Source organism: Microbispora sp. H10670 (assembly GCF_014161385.1).
Taxonomy (GTDB): Bacteria; Actinomycetota; Actinomycetes; order Streptosporangiales; family Streptosporangiaceae; genus Microbispora; species Microbispora triticiradicis.
This window is the reverse complement of record NZ_JABBWW010000023.1, coordinates 78,628-100,372: the sequence shown is the minus strand read 5'-3', so window position 1 is coordinate 100,372 and position 21,745 is coordinate 78,628. Positions and strand designations below refer to the sequence as shown.

22 protein-coding genes and 1 pseudogene are annotated in these 21,745 nt (G+C 73.0%); 11 read left to right on the top strand and 12 right to left on the bottom strand.

Annotation, left to right across the window (positions count from 1 at the left end; translation table 11 throughout):
- Positions 1 to 89 precede the first annotated feature (89 nt).
- The 3 genes from HHX33_RS27115 to HHX33_RS27105 all read left to right on the top strand — a co-directional run bounded on the left by HHX33_RS27115 (position 90) and on the right by HHX33_RS27105 (position 3,577).
- Complete coding sequence (locus HHX33_RS27115; RefSeq protein ID WP_182877065.1) at positions 90 to 896, top strand: enoyl-CoA hydratase-related protein; 807 nt, start codon at positions 90 to 92, stop codon at positions 894 to 896.
- Positions 893 to 2,659 carry an acyclic terpene utilization AtuA family protein gene (locus HHX33_RS27110; protein ID WP_182877064.1) on the top strand — a complete coding sequence of 589 codons (1,767 nt, stop codon included), beginning with the start codon at positions 893 to 895 and terminating at the stop codon, positions 2,657 to 2,659. Before HHX33_RS27115 ends, HHX33_RS27110 begins: the two co-directional genes overlap by 4 nt.
- Positions 2,660 to 2,749: 90 nt before the next feature.
- Complete coding sequence (locus tag HHX33_RS27105; protein WP_220502238.1) at positions 2,750 to 3,577, top strand: helix-turn-helix domain-containing protein; 828 nt, start codon at positions 2,750 to 2,752, stop codon at positions 3,575 to 3,577.
- Between the two features lie 101 nt (positions 3,578 to 3,678).
- Here HHX33_RS27105 and HHX33_RS27100 read toward each other — a convergent pair whose 3' ends face one another.
- Positions 3,679 to 4,008: a hypothetical protein gene (locus tag HHX33_RS27100; protein ID WP_310741550.1), complete on the bottom strand. Its 330-nt coding sequence runs from the start codon at positions 4,006 to 4,008 to the stop codon at positions 3,679 to 3,681.
- A 21-nt stretch (positions 4,009 to 4,029) separates the two neighbouring features.
- Positions 4,030 to 4,149, bottom strand: a pseudogene (locus HHX33_RS37410) (helix-turn-helix domain-containing protein); the annotation flags it as partial.
- Between the two features lie 74 nt (positions 4,150 to 4,223).
- On the opposite strand from HHX33_RS37410, the gene HHX33_RS27095 reads away from it, so the two are divergent.
- Positions 4,224 to 5,018, top strand: a complete 795-nt coding sequence (locus HHX33_RS27095) for an FAD-dependent monooxygenase (RefSeq protein WP_220502237.1) — start codon at positions 4,224 to 4,226, stop codon at positions 5,016 to 5,018.
- A gap of 105 nt (positions 5,019 to 5,123) precedes the next feature.
- Here the strand turns inward: HHX33_RS27095 and HHX33_RS27090 are convergent, their stop codons facing one another.
- A complete protein-coding gene (locus HHX33_RS27090) occupies positions 5,124 to 5,540 on the bottom strand; it encodes a ferritin-like domain-containing protein (protein ID WP_117409557.1) in 417 nt (138 codons plus the stop codon).
- Positions 5,541 to 5,671: 131 nt separating this feature from the next.
- Between HHX33_RS27090 and HHX33_RS27085 the strand changes: the two genes are divergently transcribed.
- Positions 5,672 to 5,863, top strand: a complete 192-nt coding sequence (locus tag HHX33_RS27085; RefSeq protein ID WP_259402888.1) for a hypothetical protein — start codon at positions 5,672 to 5,674, stop codon at positions 5,861 to 5,863.
- A complete protein-coding gene (locus HHX33_RS27080) occupies positions 5,850 to 7,040 on the top strand; it encodes an RNA-guided endonuclease InsQ/TnpB family protein (protein WP_182877063.1) in 1,191 nt (396 codons plus the stop codon). Before HHX33_RS27085 ends, HHX33_RS27080 begins: the two co-directional genes overlap by 14 nt.
- A gap of 130 nt (positions 7,041 to 7,170) precedes the next feature.
- On the opposite strand, the gene HHX33_RS27075 is transcribed toward HHX33_RS27080, so the two are convergent.
- Together HHX33_RS27075 and HHX33_RS27070 are read right to left on the bottom strand one after the other, a co-directional pair.
- Positions 7,171 to 9,273 carry a glycosyltransferase family 39 protein gene (locus HHX33_RS27075; RefSeq protein ID WP_259402887.1) on the bottom strand — a complete coding sequence of 701 codons (2,103 nt, stop codon included), beginning with the start codon at positions 9,271 to 9,273 and terminating at the stop codon, positions 7,171 to 7,173.
- Positions 9,270 to 10,442, bottom strand: coding sequence for a bifunctional glycosyltransferase family 2/GtrA family protein (locus HHX33_RS27070; protein WP_182877062.1), 1,173 nt, complete (start codon positions 10,440 to 10,442; stop codon positions 9,270 to 9,272). The genes HHX33_RS27075 and HHX33_RS27070 overlap by 4 nt, the downstream gene beginning before the upstream one ends.
- Positions 10,443 to 10,627: 185 nt before the next feature.
- Here HHX33_RS27070 and HHX33_RS27065 point away from each other — a divergent pair, with 185 nt between their 5' ends.
- Together HHX33_RS27065 and HHX33_RS27060 are read left to right on the top strand one after the other, a co-directional pair.
- Positions 10,628 to 10,924: a FitA-like ribbon-helix-helix domain-containing protein gene (locus tag HHX33_RS27065; RefSeq protein WP_182877061.1), complete on the top strand. Its 297-nt coding sequence runs from the start codon at positions 10,628 to 10,630 to the stop codon at positions 10,922 to 10,924.
- A gap of 8 nt (positions 10,925 to 10,932) precedes the next feature.
- On the top strand, positions 10,933 to 11,379 hold the full coding sequence (locus HHX33_RS27060; RefSeq protein WP_182877060.1) for a type II toxin-antitoxin system VapC family toxin: 447 nt from the start codon (positions 10,933 to 10,935) through the stop codon (positions 11,377 to 11,379).
- Positions 11,380 to 11,400: 21 nt separating this feature from the next.
- On the opposite strand, the gene HHX33_RS37760 is transcribed toward HHX33_RS27060, so the two are convergent.
- Together HHX33_RS37760 and HHX33_RS27050 are read right to left on the bottom strand one after the other, a co-directional pair.
- Complete coding sequence (locus HHX33_RS37760; RefSeq protein WP_220502253.1) at positions 11,401 to 11,634, bottom strand: darcynin family protein; 234 nt, start codon at positions 11,632 to 11,634, stop codon at positions 11,401 to 11,403.
- 42 nt (positions 11,635 to 11,676) lie between these two features.
- The gene (locus HHX33_RS27050; RefSeq protein ID WP_182877059.1) at positions 11,677 to 12,570 is read right to left on the bottom strand and encodes an NAD(P)H-binding protein; all 894 of its coding nucleotides are present in this window, start codon (positions 12,568 to 12,570) and stop codon (positions 11,677 to 11,679) included.
- A 113-nt stretch (positions 12,571 to 12,683) separates the two neighbouring features.
- Here HHX33_RS27050 and HHX33_RS27045 point away from each other — a divergent pair, with 113 nt between their 5' ends.
- Entirely contained in the window at positions 12,684 to 13,622 is a 939-nt protein-coding gene (locus tag HHX33_RS27045; RefSeq protein ID WP_220502235.1) for a LysR family transcriptional regulator, read from the top strand.
- Between the two features lie 7 nt (positions 13,623 to 13,629).
- Here the strand turns inward: HHX33_RS27045 and HHX33_RS27040 are convergent, their stop codons facing one another.
- The 5 genes from HHX33_RS27040 to HHX33_RS27020 all read right to left on the bottom strand — a co-directional run bounded on the left by HHX33_RS27040 (position 13,630) and on the right by HHX33_RS27020 (position 19,741).
- The gene (locus HHX33_RS27040) at positions 13,630 to 14,691 is read right to left on the bottom strand and encodes a hypothetical protein (RefSeq protein ID WP_182877058.1); all 1,062 of its coding nucleotides are present in this window, start codon (positions 14,689 to 14,691) and stop codon (positions 13,630 to 13,632) included.
- A complete protein-coding gene (locus tag HHX33_RS27035) occupies positions 14,681 to 15,751 on the bottom strand; it encodes a transporter substrate-binding domain-containing protein (protein WP_182877057.1) in 1,071 nt (356 codons plus the stop codon). Before HHX33_RS27035 ends, HHX33_RS27040 begins: the two co-directional genes overlap by 11 nt.
- A gap of 165 nt (positions 15,752 to 15,916) precedes the next feature.
- Entirely contained in the window at positions 15,917 to 17,347 is a 1,431-nt protein-coding gene (locus HHX33_RS27030; protein WP_182877056.1) for a sensor histidine kinase, read from the bottom strand.
- Positions 17,344 to 18,063, bottom strand: coding sequence for a response regulator transcription factor (locus tag HHX33_RS27025; RefSeq protein WP_310741549.1), 720 nt, complete (start codon positions 18,061 to 18,063; stop codon positions 17,344 to 17,346). Before HHX33_RS27025 ends, HHX33_RS27030 begins: the two co-directional genes overlap by 4 nt.
- Positions 18,064 to 18,181: 118 nt before the next feature.
- A complete protein-coding gene (locus HHX33_RS27020) occupies positions 18,182 to 19,741 on the bottom strand; it encodes a phytoene desaturase family protein (RefSeq protein ID WP_182877054.1) in 1,560 nt (519 codons plus the stop codon).
- Between the two features lie 119 nt (positions 19,742 to 19,860).
- Here HHX33_RS27020 and HHX33_RS27015 point away from each other — a divergent pair, with 119 nt between their 5' ends.
- Positions 19,861 to 20,763 (top strand): pseudouridine-5'-phosphate glycosidase, encoded by a 903-nt coding sequence (locus tag HHX33_RS27015; protein WP_182877053.1) that lies wholly within the window; start codon positions 19,861 to 19,863, stop codon positions 20,761 to 20,763.
- Positions 20,760 to 21,713: a carbohydrate kinase family protein gene (locus HHX33_RS27010; RefSeq protein WP_182877052.1), complete on the top strand. Its 954-nt coding sequence runs from the start codon at positions 20,760 to 20,762 to the stop codon at positions 21,711 to 21,713. The genes HHX33_RS27015 and HHX33_RS27010 overlap by 4 nt, the downstream gene beginning before the upstream one ends.
- Positions 21,714 to 21,745: the final 32 nt, after the last annotated feature.

Genomic DNA, 21,745 nt, shown 5'->3' with positions numbered 1-21,745 from the left:
ACGGCCGCGGGTGGTGGTGCGGTCGTGGCTCCCGGCCCGGACTCGGGCTCCGATCCGGGCGCGGCTCCGAGGGGGGAGGCGGAGCAGAGATGAACACGACCGGCGAGCCGGGGGATCTCGTGCGGTGGGAGCAGGCGGGTGGCGTGGCCACGATCACGCTCGACTCGCCGCACAACCGCAACGCCCTGTCGTCCCGGCTGCTCGCGCAACTCGACGAGGCCCTGTCACGGGCGCTGGACGAGCCCGCCGTACGGGTGATCGTGCTGACCGGCGCCGGGCCCGTGTTCTGCGCCGGGGCGGACCTGAAGGAGCAGCGCGCGGGCGGGGCGCCGGTGACCGCGTCGTTCCCCGGCGTCATGCTGCGGATCTGGGAGAGCCCGAAGCCGGTCGTGTGCCGCCTCAACGGCACGGCCAGGGCGGGCGGCCTCGGCCTGGTGGCGGCGTGCGACTTCGCGATCGCCCCGGTGAGCGCGTCGTTCGCGTTCACCGAGGTGCGGCTCGGGGTGGTCCCCGCGATGATCGCGGCCACCTGCCTGCGCCGCCTGGAGCCCCGGGCCGCGGCCGAGTACCTCCTCACCGGCGAGGTCTTCACCGCCGCGCGCGCGGTGGAGATCGGGCTGCTCACCCGGGCCGTACCCGAGGAGGACCTCGACGCGACGGTGGCGCACTACACGGGCATGCTGCTGCGCGGCGGCCCCGAGGCGCTGGCGATCACCAAGCGGCTCGTCCGCGAGGTGCCGCTGATGCCGGTCGAGGAGGGCCTGCGGGAGATGGCCGCGCTGTCGGCCGAGCGGTTCACCTCGGAGGAGGGGCGGGAGGGCATCCGGGCCTTCGCCGAGAAACGCCCCGCCGCCTGGGTCCCCGCCGAGATCTCGGGCGCGGAAGCCGCGCGATGACGGCCGGGGCCGGGCGACCGGGACCGCTGCGGATCGCGAACTGCGGTGGCTTCTACGGCGACCGGCTCTCGGCGGCGCGGGAGATGGTCGAGGGCGGGCCGATCGACGTCCTGACCGGCGACTGGCTCGCCGAGCTCACCATGTCGATCCTCGCCGGCAACCGGCTCAAGGGCCGCCCCGGCTACGCCCGCACCTTCCTCACCCAGATGGAGCAGGTCCTCGGCACCTGCCTCGACCGGGGCATCAGGGTGGTCTCCAACGCGGGCGGCCTCGATCCGGCCGGCTGCGCGGAGGCGGTGTCCGCCCTGGCCGACCGGCTGGGGCTGCGCGCGAGCGTCGCCCACGTCACCGGCGACGATCTCATGCCGCTCGCCGGGCCGCCGGTCAACGCCGGCACCGGCGAGATCCTGCGGGAGACTCCGCTGACCGCGAACGCCTACCTGGGCGGACGGCCGATCGCGGTGGCGCTGGAGCACGGCGCCGACGTCGTCGTCACCGGGCGGGTCACCGACGCGGCGCTGGTCACCGGGCCCGGCATGTGGTGGTTCGGCTGGCGGCCCGGCGACCTCGGCCCGCTGGCCGGTTCCGTCGTCGCCGGGCACGTCATCGAGTGCGGCTGCCAGGCGACCGGCGGCAACTACGCCTTCTTCGAGGAGGTGACCGGCCTCCCCGACTGCGGCTTCCCCATCGCCGAGCTGTACGCGGACGGGTCGAGCGTCATCACCAAGCACCCGGGCACCGGCGGGCTGGTCTCGACCGGCACCGTGACCGCGCAACTGCTCTACGAGATCGCCTCGCCCCGCTATCTCGGCCCCGACGTGACGGCCCGGTTCGACACCGTCCACCTGGAGCAGGAGGGGCCCGACCGGGTCAGGATCACGGGCGTACGCGGTGAGGCCCCGCCGGAGACGCTGAAGGTGGCGGTCACCTACGTCGGCGGCTACCGCAACACGATGACGCTGGTGCTGACCGGCCTGGACATCGCCACGAAGGCCCGGGTCGCGCAGGAGGCGATCTGGGCCCGCGTGCCCCGGGACTCCTTCGACCAGGTCCACGTGGAGCTGACCCCCCTCGGCCCGCACGCGTACGAGCCGGGTACGGCCGCGGAGACCGGTGGGACCGCGTTGCTGCGGATCACGGTCATGGACTCCGACGCCCGCAAGGCGGGACGGGCGTTCTCCTCGGCGGTGGTGGAGACCGGCCTGGCGAGCTACCCCGGCTTCTTCGGGCTGACGCCGCCCGCCGACGCCTCCCCCTACGGCGTCTACTGGCCCTCCGCGGTCGACGCCCGTGCCGTGCTCCCGGTCGTGACCGTCGGCGGGGTCCGCATCGAGGTGCCGTACGCGCCGCCAGGGCCGCTGGTCTCCCCTGACGCGTACGGCCCGACCGGCGGCGTCACGGATCACCAGGCGGCACCGCCGTACGCGGGTGATCTCACGGCCGGGCCGGTCCGGCCGCTGGGCCGGGTCGTGGGCGCGCGGTCGGGTGACAAGGGCGGTGACGCCAATCTCGGCGTCTGGGTGCGCGACCCCGCCCGCTACCCGTGGCTCGCGGCGTTCCTGACCGTGGAGCGGCTCGGGGAACTGCTGCCGGAGATCGGCGGGCTGCCGGTGGAGCGGTTCGCGCTGCCCAACCTGCACGCGCTCAACTTCGTGATCCGCGGCCTGCTCGGCAGGGGCGTGGCCGCGAGCCCGCTCCTCGACGCGCAGGCCAAGGCGCTCGGGGAACGCCTGCGCGCGGTCCGCGTGCCGGTCCCGCCCTGAACTGCCTCGTGCCGCTCCCGCACTAGGATTGCGCAATCGCAGGACCGCCCGCATGCGGAGGTGGAAGTGAGCGGTTTCCATCAAGCCCGCATGGACCTGGGGGTCCGGCTGCGCCGGCTGCGGGAGAACGCCCGCCTGTCCGGGAAGGACCTCGCCGAGCGGCTCCACTGGCAGCCGTCGAAGGTCTCGCGCATCGAGAACGCCCGCCAGACCGCCTCCGAGGACGACGTGGCCGCGTGGGGGAAGGCCGTGGAGGCCGACCCGCAGACGATCGACGCGCTGGTCAGGCAGGCGGCCGGACTCCAGGAGCGGCAGGACTCCTGGCGGCAGCGGCACCGGAACGGCCTGGCCGCCCTGCAGGAGGACATCCGCGACCTGGAGACGCGCACCCTCCTGTTCCGGGCCTTCGAGCCCGGGGCGGTGATCGGGCTGCTGCAGACCACCGAGTACGCCCGGCACGTCTTCGGGAAGCTCAGGCGGCTGTACAAGTCGACCGCGGACGTGGACGACGCGATCCGGGTGCGCATGCGGCGCCAGGAGATCCTGTACGACCCGGCGCGGCGGTTCCGGTTCGTCATGCCCGAGTCGGTGCTGCGCTACCGGCTGGCGCCACCCGACGTGATGCGCGGCCAGCTCGACCGGCTGATCGCGGTGACGACACTCCCGAACGTGGAGTTCGGCCTGCTGCCGTTCGAGGCGCCGCTGCCGTCCGCGCTGACGAACTCGTTCTGGATCTACGACAACGCCCTGGTGGGGGTGGCCACCGGCACCAGGGACCTGCTGCTGCGCGACGCCGGCGAGGTGGATTTCTACGCCCGGGCGTTCGAGGAGTTCTGGGAAGCGGCGGCCTTCAGGGACGACGCGAGGGCGTTGATCGTCCGCGCCCTCGACGACTACACCCTCCACCAGCCGCGCTGACCTGCGCTTCGCGCCACCCGCCCGCCGCACGGACCCAGACTCCACGCCACCCGCCCGCCGGGCCGCGCGCCCCGTGGCGCCGCGTCGGGCGCCCGGAGCCCTCAGAGCCGAGTGGCGAGTGAGCGAAGCCCGGCGATCACCTCCGCGCCGCCGGGCGCGTGGTCCGGATCCACCAGCCACTGCAGCATCAGACCGCTCAACAGGGCGAGCGGCACCGAGCCGCCGAGCCCCTCGCGTCCTTCCCGCTGCCCCCTGGCGAGGTGTTCGCGTACCTCCGGTGACCGCTCGGCCCGCACCGCGGCCTCGAGTTGGGCCACCCACAGCGCCCGGTGCGTGGTGAAGCTGTCGATCAGCACCTGCCAGCGCTGTTCGGGCCTGTCGGACGGAGTGCGAGAGGCCAGCTCCTCGGAGAGCTCGTCGACCGCCTCCACGAGGGCCTGCGTGAGCAGGGCGTCCTTGGAGCCGAAGTGGTAGCCGATGGCGGCGTGACTGACTCCGGCGGCCGAGGCGATGTCACGGACGGTCGTGTGCGCCCAGCCGCGTTCGACAAGGCACCGCTTGGCGCCGGCCAGCAGATCTCCTCGTCCACGAGGAGGGCACCCAGATCGGGCGGCTGCCCGCCGAGGCCTTCGCCGGCGAGCTGGAGGTGCCCAAGAGGGAGCTGACCCGGATCCTGCACCGCATCACGGCGGGCGACGTGACGTACGTGTTCGACGACTCGATCAGCGCGCTGACCGAGCGCGAGTCCAGGATCACGGCCGAGTTCGAACGCGGCGCCACCCGCGAGTTCGACCTCGTGTTCGGCGCCGACGGCGTGCACTCGAAGGTCAGACGGCTGGCCTTCGGCTCGCCCGCCGGCACCCTGCGGCACCTGGGCCTCTCCGGCGCCGGTTTCAGCACCGTCAACCACCTCGGACTCCGCCGGAGCGGAATACTGCAGCACGGCGCGGACCGGGCGATCTTCCTGCTGAGCACGGGCGACGCCGACCGGCTCACGGTCAGCCTCTCCTTCTCCACCGCCTCCCCCGCGCTCGACCGGCGGCCCCGGCACGAGCAGGAGCAGGCGGTGCGCGCCGCCTTCGCCGGGCGCGGCTGGGAGGTGCCCCGGCTGCTACAGGCGATGAGCGAGGCCGACGACTTCTATTTCTCCTCGTCCTGCCAGGTCCACCTGGACCGCTGGTCGGCGGGCCGGGTCGCGCTGGTCGGCGACGCGGGGTACTGCGCCGCGCCGACCAGCGGCATGGGCACCTCACAGGCACTGGTCGGTGCCCGGGCCCTGGCACGCGCCCTCGCCTCGGCGGGCGGCGATCACACGACCGCGTTCGCCGCGTACGAGGAGGAACTGCGGCCCTACGTCGCGGAGAACCAGGCGACAGGGCGGGAGACCGCGGTCACGATGTTCGGCGGAGGGGCCGCCCCTGCGGATGCGCACACCTCGTGACCCCTCGCCGAGGCACCGCCGCCCTGGCGGACGCGCCGGACGCGCGGGCGACGCGACCCGTCCCGGCCGCGAGCCCGCGCGCCTCATCCGCCGGTAGGCGGTCCGTCACTCGCCCAGCACGGTCTGCAGGTCCATGACGTGGTCCTGCGTCTGCTGGAGCAGCGGGCGCAGCGCCTCGGCGACGTCGCTCAGGCCGAGCTGCTGGGCCTGCTCCACCCGCTCGCGGTAGCGGCGCAGCTGCTCCTGCTCCAGTTCGAGGTCGAGCCGCAACGCCTGCGCGCTGTCGGTCGCGACCGGGATCTCGGGAACGCGGACGCTCGGCACGCCGCCGAGGAAGTCGATCTGCTCGGCCAGCGTGCTCGCGTGGTTGAGCTCCTGGCCGAGGTGCTGCTTGAGCTCCTCGATGATCGACAGGTACTGCGCGCCCTTGATCGTCGCCGCGTGCTGGACGTACTGCACGATCGAGCGGTACTCGCTCTCCAGATCCTCGTTCAGGAGGGCGATGAAGGCCTCCGTGTCCATCAAAGCCTCGGCAGGAGCCCCGTCGCCTTCAGGCGACGGGGGAATGCCGTCCCTGACCGGTGTTCTTTCTGCACTCATCGTGAATTCCTTTCTTCAGCACGTTGGATTCACAGCACTGTCATGATGGCCGTGTGGCTCGTCAGGTGCGCACAACCCCCGGTGCGGCGTATGACCTCGGATACCACGCCGAGTTCCCCCACCTGCGCTCGCAGTTGCCCACGCTGGGGTCGGGGTCCTACGTCGGTGCGGTCTGCGCGCGGGCGGTGCAGCCTTACATCGAGATGTGGTACGAGCGCAGCCCCCTGGGGGATGGTTGTGCGTAGGTCCTACAAGTTCTTGCTGCGCCCGACGAGTAAGCAGGCCGTCGCGCTGTCGGCCTGCGTGGAGGATCACCGGCAGCTCTACAACGCGGCGTTGGAGCACCGGCGTACGACCTACCGTAAGGCCGGGGTGAGTGTCCGGTACGGCGACCAGTCGGGTGAGCTGAAGCACATTCGCGCCGATGACCCCGACGGGCAGGGGCGTTGGTCGTTCTCCTCCCAGCAGGCCACACTGCGCCGGTTGGATAAGGCGTTCGCTGCGTTCTTCGCCCGCATGAAGGCGGGGCGGACGCCGGGGTTCCCGCGGTTCAAGGGGCGCGGGTGGTTCGACACGGTGGAGTGGCCCAGGGACGGCGACGGCTGCCGGTGGGACTCCCAGCCCGAGCACCCGAGTGCGACGTACGTCCGGTTGCAGGGCGTCGGCCATGTCCGGGTTCACCGGCACCGGCCGGTGCGGGGCCGGGTGAAGACGATCAGTGCTAAGCGGGAAGGTGCCCGCTGGTATGTGGTCCTGTCCTGCGATGACGTGCCCGCGGAGCCGCTCCCGGTGACGGGTGCGGTCGTCGGGCTGGACATGGGCGTGGCCTCGCTGGTCACCACATCGGAGGGGGAGCATCTGGCCAACCCACGCCACCTCAAAGCGTCGGCCGAACGTCTGGCTGGTGCTCAGCGGGACTTGGCCCGCAAGAAGCGTGGTTCCAGGCGCCGCCGCAAGGCCGTGGCCCGTGTCGCAGCCCTGCACGCCAGGGTGCGGCGGCAGCGCCTGGACGGCGCGCACAAGGCCGCGCTGCGCTTGGTCTGCGGCTACGACGTGATCGTGCACGAGGACCTGCGGATCGCGAACATGACCCGGTCGGCGTCCGGCACTATCGAGGCCCCCGGCCGGAACGTCGCGCAGAAGTCCGGCCTCAACCGGAGCATCCTGGACGCGGGTTGGGGGGTGTTCCTGCGTGTGCTCGCGCACAAGGCTGAAAGCGCCGGTCGAGAGCTCATCGCGGTGAACCCCGCCTGCACCTCCCGAACCTGCCCGCGTTGCGGGTACTGCGCCAAGGAGAACCGCGTCACCCAGGCCGCGTTCCGATGCCAGGCGTGCGGACATACCGCGCACGCCGACATAAACGCGGCCGTGAACATTCTCAGGGCAGGGCTTGCCCTTCGCGACGCTGCGAAAGCGGCCTAGCGAGAAGCCGCTCCCTTCAGGGAGCGGAGGAGTCACGGGTGATCGTCCTTTCGTCATCGAGAGGCCCTTCCCGTACCCGCGAAGGTGGCGGCCGAACACGTCCGGTCCCGATATCGGCGCTCGTACGCGCTCAGCTCAGGCGGTAAAGGGAGCTTGTCCCGGTTCCGCCGTATTCGGACGCCGGGACGAGGGCCGCGTTGGCCTTGACCCAGGCGGTGACGGACGAGTCGGCCCCGCCGCCGGGCCTGCGGCCCTCGCCGAGCAGGACGTACCGCAGGCTGCCGTCCGCGGCGTACCTCTTCAGCAGGTCCACGGTCATCGCGGGATCGGAGCCGGTGAAGCCGCCCATCGCCATGACCGGCTCTCCGGTCGACAGGATGAGCGAGGAGGCGCTCTGCGCGCTCCCCACGGCGACCAGCCAGGTGGCACCGCCCTTGTTCCGCTTCAGGTAGGCGGCCATCTCGGCGTCCACGGCCCCGCCCATCCCTCCAGGTCCGCCCAGCCGCCCGTCCAGCCGTCCGTCCGTCCCGTCCTCCGGCCCCCCGGGCGGTGTGCCCTGGCCGGGGATGCCACCGGGGATGCCACCGCGCCCGCCGAAGGGGGCGCCGCCGCGTCCGGTCGTGGGGCCTGCGGTGGGGTTGGTGCCGTTCACCGCCGTGCCGAGCGGCGTCACGGCGTACGCCGCCGGTCCGGCGAGCCCGGCCAGGACCGCCGCGGCCGATGCGAGCGCCGTGACCCGTGCCACCACCGTGACCCGCGTGGCCGCACGGCCTCCGCGCCCGCCGTCGGGGTCCGCGTCTCGCTTCGCGGGGACGAACGCCGAGGCCACCAGGGCGAGCACGGCCATCGCCGTCACGCCCGCGATCGTCCAGGCGAGCCAGGGCACGAACTCCGGCGTACGGCGCAGCACGGCGAACGCCCAGGCGCCCGTCACGGCGACGGCCGCCGCCAGGACCGGTCGCCAGGCCCGGGACGTACGGGCCGCCCGCCACAGCAGCACGCCGCCGACGCCGGTCAGCGCCGCGATCGCGGGAGCCATCGCGGTCGTGTAGTACGGGTGGAACGTGCCGCTGGAGAAGCTGAACACGGCGAAGTGGACCAGCAGCCAGCCGCCCCAGAGCAGCAGCGCGGCGCGGACGGGCCGGGTCGCGGGCCCGTACGTGTGCCGGGCGGCCAGGAGCAGGCCGCAGACGAGCGCCACCGCGGCGAACGGGAGCAGCCAGGAGATCTGCCCGGCCATGACGTCGTTGAACAGCCGCCCGGCGCCCGCCGTGCCGCCGAATCCGCCTCCCGGGCCACCTCCCGGGCCGCCGCCGAAGGCCCGGGTGAGGCCCTCGGGCAGGTCGCCGGACGCCGCCGCGGGGAGCCGGGCCGGTCCGCCGTTGCCCGTGCCGCCGAAGACGCGGCCGAGGCCGTTGTAGCCGATCACCAGGTCCCACACGCTGTTGTCGGTGCTGCCCCCGATGTACGGCCGGGAGGAGGCCCGGGTCAGGTCGACCAGGACCATCCACCATCCGCTGGAGACGACGAGCACCGCCCCGGCGGCGAGCAGGCGCCCGATCCGCCGTACGAGCCGCCCCGGCGCCGCGTACAGGTAGGCGAGCGCGAACGCGGGCAGCACCAGGTAGGCCTGCAGCATCTTGGTGTTGAAGGCGAGGCCCACCAGCACGGCGGCCGTCAGCAGCGTGCGCAGGCGCCCGGTGCGGGTCGCCTCCAGGCAGAACCACCCGCCCGCCACCAGCAGGAGCACCAGGATCGTGTCGGGGTTGTTGTCCCGGTTGATGGCGACGGTGATCGGCGTGAGCGTCATCACCAGCGCCGCCAGCAGGGCCGCCACCCCGGCCGCACGCTCGCCGAGCCCACGCAGCGACCGCCGTACGGCCGAGCCGACCAGGGCCACCGACCCGACTCCGGCGGCGGCCTGCGGCAGCAGCATGCTCCACGTGCCGAAGCCGAAGATCCGGGCCGACAGGCCCATGACCCACAGCGCGAACGGCGGCTTGTCGACGGTGATGAACGACCCGGCGTCGAGCGCGCCGTAGAAGAACGCCTTCCAGCTTCGGGTGCCGGAGTAGATCGCGGCCGCGTAGTAGTCGTTGGCGTACCCGTTGCGGCCGAGCGCCCAGGTGTGGAGGACGGCCGCGAGGACGAGGACGGCCCACCTGCCCCAGCGCAGGAACGGAGCGGCAGGGGCTCGCCGGCCGATCGGGATCATGGTGGCGAGCGCGGTCATCGGGAGTCCTTGCCGGGCGCGAAGACCCAGGATCGCAGGAGCAGGAAGCGCAGGAGCGTGGCGAGGCCGTTCGCGACGACCACGGCGGCCAGTTCGCCCGCCCGCGGCGCCCCGGCGGGCAGCGCGGTCAGGCCCGCGCTGGTCAGCGCGAGCCCCGCGACGAAGGCGACGAGCCCGCCCAGGTGGTGCCGCAGGGCCCCCGCCCGGCCGCGTACGCCGAAGGTGAAGCGCCGGTTGGCGGCGGTATTGGCCACCGCGGTCACCAGCAACGCGACCGCGTTGGCGATCACGGCCGGCAGGACGGCGCGCAGCGTCCAGAACAGCGCGAGGTGGGCGGCCGTGCTGATCACGCCGATGACCGCGAACGCCGGGATCTGCCTCCTGATGGACGTGGTGGCCGGGTGGGCCGGCGGACGGCGCAGGCTCGCGCGGGCGACCCGCCACATGCCGCGCAGGTCGCCGACCGCCGTCCTGACGATGTCCACCCGGCTGTCGGGGTCGTCCACCCAGTCGACCGGCACCTCGTGGATGCGCAGGCCGTGCTGCTCCGCGAGCAGCAGCAACTCGGTGTCGAAGAACCACTCCTCGTCGCGCACGGCGGGCAGCAGCGCCTGCGCCACCTCCGTGCGGACGGCCTTGAAGCCGCACTGCGCGTCGGAGAAGCGCACGCCCATCAGCGACCGCAGGAGCAGGTTGTAGACCCGCGAGATGATCTCGCGCTTCGGGCCGCGCACCACGTTGGCCCAGGGGGAAAGGCGGGTGCCGATGGCCAGGTCGCTGTGCCCGCTCAGCAGCGGGGCGACGAGCGGCAGGAACGCGTCCAGGTCGGTCGACAGGTCGACGTCCATGTACGCGACGACGTCGGCGTCGCTGGCCTCCCACACCCTCCGCAGGGCCCGGCCCCGGCCCTTGCGGTCGAGGTGCACGGCCCGCACCCCGGGCAGTTCGCCCGCCAGCCGCTCGGCGATCCGCCACGTGGCGTCGGTGCTCGCGTTGTCCGCGACCGTCACGCGGAAGCCGTACGGGAACTCGCGGACGAGGTAGCCGTGCAGCCGCCGCACGCTCGCGGCCAGCACGCGCTCCTCGTTGTGGACGGGGACGACCACCTCGACCAGCCGGGTCCGGCGGGACGCCCCCGCCTCCGGCCCGGACACCATCGTTACGCTCATGGCCCCACGCTCGCGACCCCTGATGGGACCGCCCTGAGCCCTCGATTAACGCCGCATGAGAACCTCCATGACGCTGCGGGAGCGCCCCCACAGGCCGCTCTCGGCGCCGCTGCCAACAGGAGACAAGCGGGGCCGGCGACTACAAGTGATATCACCAGAGCGGTCTTCGGTGATAGCATCGAACGGTGAAACAACTGCTGCTCCGGATCGATGACGACCTGCATCGGCGCATCACGCGCCGAGCTCACCGCACGGGCCGATCCATCAACGCGACCGCCGGAGAGATCCTCGCGAGAGGCGTCGCCGATGAGGCGCTCGATGCGCGGGCGGAACTGCGCGCCCGGGCCCGCCGCCTGGGTGTCCTCGCGGAGGGTTGTGTGCCCAAGACGCCACGGGTGACGAGCGCTGACCGCGAACACGCTCTGGAAACGACCGAGGGTATCGGCCCCATACTCGACCGGCTCTGGGCCGAAGGTCGCTGACCGCCGCCGTGCTGACCTATGTCGACTCCTCCGTCCTCGCCTGCGCCTACCTTCGTGACGAACCTGGTCATGGTCGGGCTCGTGAGCTGCTGGACGACCCTGATCATCTCTTGGTGACAGGGACGCTGACGGTGGTTGAAGTGACCGGTGTCCTGGTGCGTGCGGCACGCACGCACCGACGGATGGATCTGGACGGAACTCTCGCGGTTCTATCGTCCGACCTTGGCGAAGACGGTCCTGTTACGCTGCTCGCCGCTCCACGTGAGGCAGTCGAACAGCGCGCCACCGAGATCGTCTATGTCCATGCGTTGCGTGCACTCGACGCGATTCACCTCGCTCTGGCGGAGATCGCGGCGATTCCTCTTCTGGAGGAAGAGGGAGACAAGCTCGGCTTCGCCAGCCGCGATGGCTTTCAGGCACAGGCCGCCGAAGCACTCGGATTCGCTCTCGTGTGAACACGCGGCTGTGCCGGTGTGTCAGGTGGTGACGGTGGCGACGGGGTCGAGGCCGTAGGTGCGGGCGTAGCCGTTCTCCACGCCGACGAGGAGGTCGACGACCTCGAAGTAGCGGTCCCAGAAGGGTGTTTCGCGCAGCGCGTCGATGAGGAGCCGATAGGCGTGGTGGTCGTCCGCCTCCCAGACCCAGACGTCGGTGACGCGCGCGGAGTGGAACTCCGTGTCGTAGAAGCGTGACCGGACGCGTGGTGGCAGGTGGTCTCGGTCTGGTGGGCATCACGGATGCGCCGGCAGGCGTCAGGCGAGGACGGCGGGCTTGAGGGTCCGGGCGCACCACTGCTCGAAGGTGGTGGGGGAGGCGGTGTCCGGCGTACGGGTGACACCGGCGTCGAGGCCGTCGTCCTTGGCCCGCTTCATGTCGACGACGCCCTGGACGAACGCCTCGTTGAGGCCGTAACCGGCGAGGGTGGCGTGCAGGTCGTCGAGCGACTGGCGTTCGTAGCGGACGGGACGGCCGAGCTGCTCGGTCATGATGCGGGCCAGGTCGTTCGGGGAAAGGTCCCGCGGCCCGAGGACGGGGACGCTGCCGGTGCCGGTCCAGGAGCGGTCCAGCAGCAGGCGGGCGGCGACGGCCGCGATGTCGGCGACGGCGACGAGGGGGGCCCTGCGGTCGGCGGCGACGACGTCCGTGAACACTCCCTTCTCGCGGATCGAGCCGGCCTCCTCCAGAAGGTTCTCGAAGAAGGAGGGGCAGGCCAGGGCCCGGTAGGCGACGCCGGTGCCCGCGATGAGGTCGTCCATGTCGAGGGACGCGGTGACGAGTCCGGCGCGTCCGGCGACCGGGGTGCCGCGGCCGAGCGCGGAGACGCCGACGACATGGCCGACGCCGTGGGCGGCGAGCGCCTTCGCGGCGGGGCGGGTGAAGCCGCAGTAGGCGTCCGCAGGGGTCAGGGAGGCGTCCGGGGGGACGAGCCAGAAGACGGCGTCGGCACCCTCGAAGGCCCGGTCGACGACCTCGGCGTCACCGTGCGAGCCGGTGACCACCTCGACGCGTTCGCGTACCGGGCCGGGGAGCCTGGCGGGGTCGCGCACGACCACGCGCAGTTCCTCACCACGGGCGGGGGCGGCCTCCAGGAGCAGGGGCAGCAGGCGGCGGCCGATGTTCCCGGTCGGAGCAGTAATGACGATCATGAGAACCTCGTGGGTCGCGTCGGATCGGAACGCCTCCAATCCTGCGGAGGGCCACAGTGTTGCCACAATGGGAACTTAAGCATGGAATAATTGCCTGAAATGGAATTACGCTGGTGAACAGCTCAGAGCCGATCATCGACGCCAATCTCGCCGTCGCGCTGGACGCCCTGCTGGCCGAGCAGAGCGTCACCCGCGCCGCCGCCCGCCTGCGCACCTCCCCCGCCGCCATGAGCCGCACCCTGGCCCGCCTCCGCCGCATCCTCCAGGACCCGCTCCTGGTCCGGGCGGGGCAGGCCATGGTCCCCACCCCCCGCGCCCAGGCCCTGCGCGACGAAGCCGCCGCGGTGGTGCGCCGCCTCGAAGCACTGCTCACGCCCGGCGCCGACGTCGATCCCGCCGCCCTGCGCGGCACCTTCACCCTGCAGACCGCCGACCTCGTCGGCGCGGCGCTGGCTCCGGGACTGCTGCGACGGGCCCGGCAGGAGGCGCCAGGGGTCTCGTTGCGGTTCCGGGCCGAAGAGCTGGAGGCCGGGCCGGCCCTCCGTGACGGCCGCATCGACCTGGAGATCGGATCCATCGACCACGTCGACCCCGAAACCCGGGTGGAAGAGCTGGTCACCCTCCGGATGGCGGCGGCCGTCCGGCCCGGTCATCCCCTCACCGAAGGAACCCTGACCCCGGCCCGGCTCGCCGCCGCCGAGCACGTCGCGGTCAGCCGCCGCGGCCGGTTCACCGGCCCCCTCGACACCGCCCTGGCCGAGCGGAACCTCCACCGGCGGGTCGTCGCCGTCCTTCCCGGCCACCTGGCGGCGATGATCCTCGCCGCCCGCAGCGACGTCGTCTGCCTCATCCCCACCGCACCCCCCGGCGCCGGCCCCTCGCCCCTCACCGACCCCGCCGGCGCCCTCGGCCTCCGACTCCTCGACATCCCCCTCCCACTGCCGCCGCTGACCATCGGCATGGCCTGGCACCCCCGTCACGCCGCCGACGGAGCCCACCGCTGGCTCCGCGACGCCGTCCGCCGGACTCTTGGCGCACCCGCGATCACCTGAGGTGTCGTCAGCGGCGCGGGCCTCCCCCGGAGTCCGCGGCCTCGCCGGGGGCGAGGTCGGCCGGTGACGCCGGACGGCCCTCGCAGCGGGAGTCGGGCGGGATCGGCACAGGCGCGGGAGCGAGCCAGGAAAGGGCGCTCCGCTCGACGTTCCACTGGTGGAGGTCCACGGTGGTGTGCGGGACCGCGCCCGGCTCCGGGCAGAGCACCTGGGACACCAGCAGGTCGTTGCGTACGAAACGGACCGCGCCGGAGCGTTCGAGGATGGTGACGAGACGGTCGTCGCTGGCGATCACGTAGCCGATCGTGACCTGTTCGGCCCCGCCGTTCGGCTTGGTGGCGATCTCCATGGCCGTGAGCGGCAGGATCGGCGAGCGAAGCACCACCACTCCGGCGACCAGCGGAAAGAGCACGGCGAGCGTCCAGGTCAGGCCGTGCACCACCAACGGCGCGGCGAAGGCGGGGACCGGCCCGGTGACCAGCGGGGCGAGCACGGGCGGCGCGGTGAGCAGGATCAGCGTGGCGACGTCACGCTGCGCCAGCGCCTGCGTGATCGCCGGGCGGAACAGCAGGAGGACGAGGACGCCGGAGACCACCGGCACCACCAGGCAGACGGCCCGGATCCACGTACGGTCCAGTGGGCGGCGTTCCCGCACGGTCAGCCCGGCCACCGCGAGCGTGAGCATGAGCAGGGTCGGCAGGAAACGGAGCTGCCAGCCGAGCAGCCCGACGCCCACGGCCACCGCGACCACCCAGTCGGGCACCCGGTCGGCGGCCCGCGCCACCCAGAAGGAGCGCCGGGTGCTGAGCCGGTAGAGCGGCCCGAGCACCCGTCCGGCCAGCACCACGGCGGGCAGCACCCACACGAGCGTCAGCAGCACCGTGGTGAGCAGGCCGAGCGGGCTGACGTACTGCACGAGCAGCAGCAGGGTCTGCGTGTCCTGCCTGCTGGCGTACCAGAGCCGCATCACCAGCAGCACCAGCGGGAAGGCGGGCAGGAGCGTCAGCACCCACTCCTGGTTGCGCTGCGGCGCGCGGACCCTTGGCGTCTCCCCGGCCTCAGCAGCCATCGGCGGAAAGGGCTCGCTCCCACGGCCACCGGCGCACCTGCGGCGCCTTCAGGCACGGCTGGGTGCTCTGGGCCACGTTCACCCCGGGATTGGCCGCCAGCATCGGACGGATGTGCCGGTCGTAGGCCTCCTCCCACATCCTGTTCTGCGGGTCGGCGTACGAGCGGTACAACGCCAGCTCGACCAGGGTGCGCAGGGCGGTGTTGGTGCCCGTGTTCACCGCCCACATCTCGGTCGTCTCCAGCCCGATGTCATGGTGTCTCAGCTTCCCGCCGGACTTGGCGACGAATCCCGCCATGATCGCGGCGTCCGTGCTGACGGCGTCGTACAGGTGGGCCTCCAGCCCCTCGAAGCAGGCACTGATCTTGTTCTCCGCCGTCACCCTGGCGCCGCTCTCGGCCAGCGGGCCCTCCGAGGTCGAGGTGCCGAGCGTGCAGACCTTCTCACCGGCGAGCTGGCCGAGGGAGGTCACCCGGGCGTGATCGGCCCGTGTCACCACCGACTGCTCGGTGAACAGATAAGGGCTGGAGAGGCCGACCGACGGATCCTGCAGCCGTTTGGCGGTGATGCTGAAGGTCGCCACCACGAGGTCGACCGTGACGAAGTTCCCGTCGGCGTCGGTGGCCTGGCGGCGGGCCCGGTCCTCGGTCTCGATGGACAGGAACTCCACCTGGTCGGGCCGGAAACCGAGCTCTCCGGCGATCATGTAGGCGATGTCGATGTCGAAGCCGGAGAAGGCGCCGGTCCTGTCGCGCAGGGCGATGCCCGGGGTGTCGTCCTTCACCCCGATCAGGAGCTTCTTCTTCCCCGTCAGCCGGGCCTGCTCGCGTAACTCGGCCTCGGTCGGCGGCCCGGCGGCGAAGAGGATCCAGCCACCGACGAGAACCGCGGCCATGATGGCGGCCAGCCAGCCGTACAGCCGCAGCCAGTCTCCCCGGCGGCGAGGTGGTCCGGCCTCCTGGGCCGGGGGCGCCGGCGGAGGCGGAGAGCTCGGCGCGGCGGGTTCCGCCTCCGGCCGCACCCGCCGCTGCCGCCGTCCGAACCGCTTCCCTGACTCCACCCGAGCAGCCTCCGTCGCAACGTCGAGCCCACCATATTCACGGAGATCATCCCGGAAAAGGGGTGTTCGCTTTCAGCGGGTGGCTCCGGAGAACGAGAACGTCCCGCGAGCAAGCCGGTGCGCGGCAAGCCACCAGAGCCGGGTCCGCGGAATAGAGCGGCCGGGTCAGTCGCCCGGCGCGGTCCCGGGCAGCACGATGGTGGCGAGGGTGCCGCCGCCGGGGGCGTTCTCCACGGTGACCTGTCCCCCGGCGTCCCGTACGGCCTGGGCCACGATGGCGAGGCCCAGGCCGGAGCCGGGCAGGCCGCGCGCCGACGGCGAACGCCAGAAGCGCTCGAAGACGTGCGGCAGTTCGTCCTCGGCGATGCCCGGCCCCTCGTCGCGCACGGTCAGCACGCCCTTGCCGAGCCGCACCTTGTCGAGCCGCACCGTGACGAGGCCGCCGGGCGGGCTGAACTTCACCGCGTTGTCGAGCACGTTCACCGCCGCGCGTTGCAGGCCGCGGGCGTCGCCGTGGACCTGCCAGGGATCGAGCCCGACGTCGAAGCGCAGCCCCGGGCCGCGCCGCCGGGCCCGCTCGACCGCCGCCGCAACCACTTCATGGAAGTCGATCTCGGCCGACGACTCGCCGCTCTCCGCCTCGCGCGACAGCTCCAGCAGGTCGCCGACGAGGCTCGACATCTCCTCGAACTGCTCCTTGACGTTCGCCAGCAGCCGCCGCTTGGCCGCGGGCTCGATGGCGCGGCCCGTGGCCTCGCTACGCAGCAGCAGGTCGATGTTGGTACGCAGGCTCGTGAGCGGGGTGCGCAGTTCGTGCCCGGCGTCGGAGACGAGCAGGCGCTGGCGCTCCTGGGAGCTCGACAGGGCGGCGGTCATCGTGTTGAACGACCGGCCGAGGCGGGCGATCTCGTCCTCCCCCTCGACGGGGATCGTGACCGTGAGGTCCTCCGTCCGCGCCACGTGCTCGACCGCGCGGGTCAGCCGTGCCACGGGCCGCAGGGCCGTACGGGCGAGCCAGAGGCCCGCCACGGCGGCGCCGGCCACACCGAGCACGCTGACCGACCCGAAGACCACGGCGAGGATGCCCAGCGTCTGGTCCATCTCGGCGGTGGAGCGGAACACGCTGATCGTCACCGGCGCGGGCGGCTGGGCGAGCTCCGGGAACCGGCCGGGCGGTCCGGGCAGCCGGGGCACGTAGCGGGTCGTGTGGACGAGCACGGAGGTCCCGTCGGTGGTGACCGCGTCCCGCAGGATCGAGCCCGAGGTCAGCGCGCGTTCCGCCTCGGACGGCCGTACGTAGGCCGAGCCGGCCCAGACGCAGACCGTGCCGTCGGGCGCGACGATCTGCCAGCTCCGCCCCGAGGGGTCCCAGTCGGGCCGGGGCCCGCGGCGCTGCGTCTCGTCGCCGCGGCAGTCGCGCAGCGCGATCGCGATCTGGTCGGCCGCCGGTCTCAGCCGGGTCAGCGAGCGGGCGATCTGGTCGCGCAGCTCGGCGCGGGCGAGCAGCCAGCAGGCCGCCGCCGACACCGCGACGGCCAGCGCGACCGCGGCCGCGATCAGCAGCGTGAGCCGGGACCGGAGCGAGCGGCGCCTCACGGCGACGACCTCAGCACGTAGCCCACGCCGCGCACGGTGTGGATGAGGCGGGGCAGCCCGCCCGCCTCCGTCTTGCGGCGCAGGTACATGACGTACACGTCGAGAGAGTTCGACGTCGGCTCGAAGTCGAAGCCCCACACGGCGCCGAGGATCTGCTCCCGGGTGAGCACCTGGCGCGGGTGGGTCAGGAACAGCTCCAGCAGCAGGTGCTCGGTGCGGGTCAGCTCCAGCCGGTGACCGGCGCGGGTGACCTCCCAGCTCGCGGCGTCCATGCGCAGGTCGCCGAAGGCGAGCACGTCGCCGTCGCCGCTCTGGGCGGCGTACTGCCCGCCGCGCCGCAGCAGGGCCCGCACCCGGGCGAGCAGTTCGTCGAGCTCGAACGGCTTGACGAGATAGTCGTCGGCCCCCGCGTCCAGCCCGGACACGCGGTCGCCGACGGCGTCGCGCGCGGTCAGCATGAGCACGGGGACGCGGCTGCCCGCCGACCTCAGTCGCCGGCAGGTGGTGAGCCCGTCGAGCCGCGGCATCATGACGTCGAGGAGCATCGCGTCGTACGCCTCGCGGTTCCGCGCGGCGTCGTCGAGGAGGCCGAGCGCGGCCAGCCCGTCGCCGGCCGTCTCGACCCGGTATCCCTCGAACTCCAGGCTGCTGCGCAGCGCCTCCCGCAGGGCGGGTTCGTCGTCCACCACCAGCAGCTTCGCGGCTTCCTCACGCACCGCCACACGCTATCCGAGCGTCATGAGAATCCGGTTAAAGGGCGCTTTGTCCCGTTGAGTGGCACCCGCCCGGCCGGCGATCCGGGGGCGAAAGCCGGACCGCGTTCATCCCGCCGAGTCACGCGTGGCCGAGGACGGCCATCGCGGCGTTGTGGCCCGGGATGCCGCTCACGCCGCCGCCGCGCCGCGCGCCCGCGCCGCACAGCAGCACCCGCTCGTGCGCCGTCTCCACGCCCCACGGGCCGCCGTGACCGCCAGGGGCGTCCTCCTCGCCGTACGGCCAGGACAGGTCGCGGTGGAAGATGTGCCCGCCGGGCAGGCCCGCGTCCCGTTCAAGGTCGAGCGGCGTCTTGACCTCCAGGCACGGCTCACCCGAGGGAGCGCGCAGCAGGCAGTCGCCGATGGGCTCGGCGAGCACGGAGTCGATCGAGGCGAGCGTGCGGGCCAGCGCCTCCCGCTTGGCGGCCGGGTCGGCGAACAGCCGGGCGGGCATGTGCAGGCCGAACAGCGTCATCGTGTGCGCCCCCGCCGCGCGCAGCTCGGGCCCGAGGATCGAGGGGTCGGTGAGCGAGTGGCAGTAGACCTCCGCGGGCGGCAGGTCCGGCACCCGCCCCGCCGCCGCCTGCGCGTACGCCGCGGCGAGCTGGTCGCGGCTCTCGTTGATGTGGAACGTGCCGCTGAACGCCTCGGCGGGCGTCACGGCGGGGTCGCGCAGCCGGGGCAGCCGCGACAGCACCATGTTGATCTTCAGCTGGGCGCCCTCGGGCGTCTCGGGCGTCTCCCCGAGCAGCCGCGCGAGCACGGCGGGCGGCAGGTTCGCCAGCACCTTCCCGCCGGTCACCACGTGCTCGGCGCCGTCGTCCTGGCCGCCCGGGGAGACGTCCCGGAACGTGACCTCCCCCGTGCCGGGGTCGACGGCCAGCATCTCGGCCCCCGTACGGATCTCGGCGCCGCGCCGCCGCGCGACGTCGGCGAGCTCGGCGGTGACCGCGCCCATGCCGCCGACCGGGACGTTCCAGTCGCCCGTGCCGTCGCCGATGACGTGGTAGAGGAAGCACCGGTTGGCCAGCAGGTCGGCGGCGGGGTCGGCGAAGGTGCCGATCAGGGCGTCGGTGAGGACCACCCCGCGCACCGTGTCGTCGGCGAACCGCTCGTCCACGACCTGCCCGATGGGCCGCTCGAACAGGTCCCGCCACGCCTCGTCGTCGCCCACGATCCCGCGCAGGTCCGTACGGCCCGGCAGCGGGTCGAGCAGCGTGGGCGCGACCCGCCGGGCGACGTGGGCGGTCATCGCGTAGAACCGTTCCCAGGCGTCGAGGTCGCGCCGTCCGCCGGTGACGGCTTCGAACGAAGCGGCGGTGCGGGCGGCGTCCTCGTTGTCCACGAGCAGCCCGGTGCCGCCGGCCGGGGTGTAGGAGGAGAAGCGGCGGCGGCGCAGGTCAAGCCGGAGCCCCAGCTCTTTGACGATCTTCGACGGCAGCAGGCTGACCAGGTAGGAGTAGCGCGACAGCCGCGCGTCCACACCGGGAAACGCCTGCGCCGACACGGCGAGACCGCCCACGTGGCCGAGCCGTTCCAGGACCAGCACCCGGCGTCCGGCCCCGGCGAGGTAGGCGGCGGCCACGAGGCCGTTGTGCCCGGCACCGGCGATGACGACGTCGTAGTGCGAACGTGGCATGGAGCGTTCTCCCGGGTCTACGAGGCGCGGTGCCCGAAAGGTATCGCAAGATTGCCCCCTGGACCCGGGCAGAATATGACGAAGCCGGACAATTTTCCGCCGACACGAACAGGAGCACCATGCGCGTTTCCGATGAGGTCGCCGAGGCGCTGGCCGCCGGCCGGCCGGTCGTCGCCCTGGAGTCCACGATCATCTCCCACGGGCTTCCCCAGCCCCGGAACCTCCAGGTCGCCCTCGAACTGGAGGAGATCGTCCGGGAGGCGGGGGCGGTGCCCGCGACGGTCGCGGTGCTCGACGGCGTTCCCCGGGTCGGCCTGGACAAGGACGGGCTGGAGCGCATCGCGACCGAGCCGGGCCTGCGCAAGCTCGGCTACCGCGACCTCGCCCCGGCCGCCGCGCTCGGGCTCAGCGGCGCCACGACCGTCTCCGGCACGTCGTTCCTCGCGGCCCGGGCGGGCGTGCGGGTGTTCGCCACCGGAGGGCTCGGCGGCGTGCACCGCGGCTGGACGTCGGTGCAGGACGAGTCGGCGGACATCGACACGCTCAGCCGGACCAAGATCACGGTTGTGTGCGCCGGCGTCAAGTCGATCCTCGACGTGCCCGCGACCCTGCAGCGGCTGGAGACGAAGCAGGTCAGCGTGGTCGGCTACCGTACGGACGAGTTCCCCGGCTTCTACCTGCACAGCTCGGGCGAGCCGGTCGACTGGCGCGTCGAGACGCCGGAGGAGGCCGCCGGGATCATGCGGGCCCAGGACGCCCTCGGCGGGCTGGAGACCGCGCTCATCGTGGCCAACCCGGTGCCGGCCGACCTCCAGCTCGATCCGGACCTGCACGACCGGGTCCTCGCCGAGGGCCTGCGCGCCGCCGAGGAGCGCGGCGTCACCGGGCAGGCCATCACCCCCTTCCTGCTGGAGTACCTCGTCGAGGGCACCGGCGGGGCGTCGCTGGAGGCCAACCTCGCCGCCGTACGCGGGAACACCGCCCTGGCCGGTCGGATCGCCGCCGCCTGGGCGGCCGGGTGAGCGCTCCGCCGGCGACCGGCCTGCTGGTGATCGGCGACGTGGTGACGGACGTCGTCGCGCTGCACGACGGTCCCCCGGCCACCGGCACCGACACACCCGCCGACATCACGCTGCGGCCGGGCGGCTCGGGGGCGAACACCGCCTCCTGGGCCGCCCGCCTCGGCGCCGACACCCGCCTGCTGGCGCGGGCCGGGTACGACACCGGCGAGTGGCACGCGGCGGAGCTGACGAAGGCCGGCGTACGGCCGCACCTGCGGATCGACCCCGGCCGCCCGTCGGCCGTCGTCATCGCGATGGTCGACGCGAGCGGGGAGCGGTCCATGCTCACCAACCGGGGCGCGAGCGGCCACATCGGCGTGGACGACTGGGCGCCCGATCTCCTCGACGGGGTCGGCCGGCTGCACCTGTCGGCGTACACGATGTTCGCCGGGCCGGGCCTGGAACTGGCCCGGCTGGCCATGCGCGAGGCGGCCGGGCGGGGCATCCCGGTCAGCGTCGACCCGGCCTCCTGCGGGCCGCTGCGGGAGTTCGGCCGTGAACGTTTCCTCCGCGAGACCGCCCCGGCGGCCACCGTGATCCCCAACCGGGAGGAGGCGCTGCTGCTCTCCGGGGCGTCCGACCCGGACACGGCCGGGCGGGTGCTGAGCGCCCACTACGGCACGGCGGTCGTCAAGCTCGGGGCCGACGGCGCGCTGCTGGCCCGTGAGGGCCGTATAGTCGCCAGGGCGCCCGCTCCCCCGGCGGCGGTGGTCGACTCGACGGGTGCCGGAGACGCCTTTGCGGCGGGGTTCCTGGCCGCCACGCTGGCGGGCGGAACCACCGAGGAGGCGCTGCGGACGGGGTGCGAGGCGGGGGCGATGGCGGTCGCGCAGGTGGGCGGCCGTCCGAAGTCTGGGAACTTTACCCTATTGACACCAATTGCTGGTTTGCGGCGTAAGCTGCACCATTAGCAACATGCGTCACTCTCGGGAGGGTGCGGTCA

Coding starts and splice junctions, on each gene's coding strand:
- HHX33_RS27090 (WP_117409557.1), bottom strand. CDS start 5,540: ATGGACACGGAGGCCTTCATCGCCCTCCTGAACGAGGATCTGGAGAGC.
- HHX33_RS27115 (WP_182877065.1), top strand. CDS start 90: ATGAACACGACCGGCGAGCCGGGGGATCTCGTGCGGTGGGAGCAGGCG.
- HHX33_RS27040 (WP_182877058.1), bottom strand. CDS start 14,691: ATGGCTGCTGAGGCCGGGGAGACGCCAAGGGTCCGCGCGCCGCAGCGC.
- HHX33_RS27050 (WP_182877059.1), bottom strand. CDS start 12,570: ATGATCGTCATTACTGCTCCGACCGGGAACATCGGCCGCCGCCTGCTG.
- HHX33_RS27075 (WP_259402887.1), bottom strand. CDS start 9,273: ATGACCGCGCTCGCCACCATGATCCCGATCGGCCGGCGAGCCCCTGCC.
- HHX33_RS27015 (WP_182877053.1), top strand. CDS start 19,861: ATGCGCGTTTCCGATGAGGTCGCCGAGGCGCTGGCCGCCGGCCGGCCG.
- HHX33_RS27105 (WP_220502238.1), top strand. CDS start 2,750: ATGGACCTGGGGGTCCGGCTGCGCCGGCTGCGGGAGAACGCCCGCCTG.
- HHX33_RS27020 (WP_182877054.1), bottom strand. CDS start 19,741: ATGCCACGTTCGCACTACGACGTCGTCATCGCCGGTGCCGGGCACAAC.
- HHX33_RS27070 (WP_182877062.1), bottom strand. CDS start 10,442: ATGAGCGTAACGATGGTGTCCGGGCCGGAGGCGGGGGCGTCCCGCCGG.
- HHX33_RS27110 (WP_182877064.1), top strand. CDS start 893: ATGACGGCCGGGGCCGGGCGACCGGGACCGCTGCGGATCGCGAACTGC.
- HHX33_RS27080 (WP_182877063.1), top strand. CDS start 5,850: ATGGTTGTGCGTAGGTCCTACAAGTTCTTGCTGCGCCCGACGAGTAAG.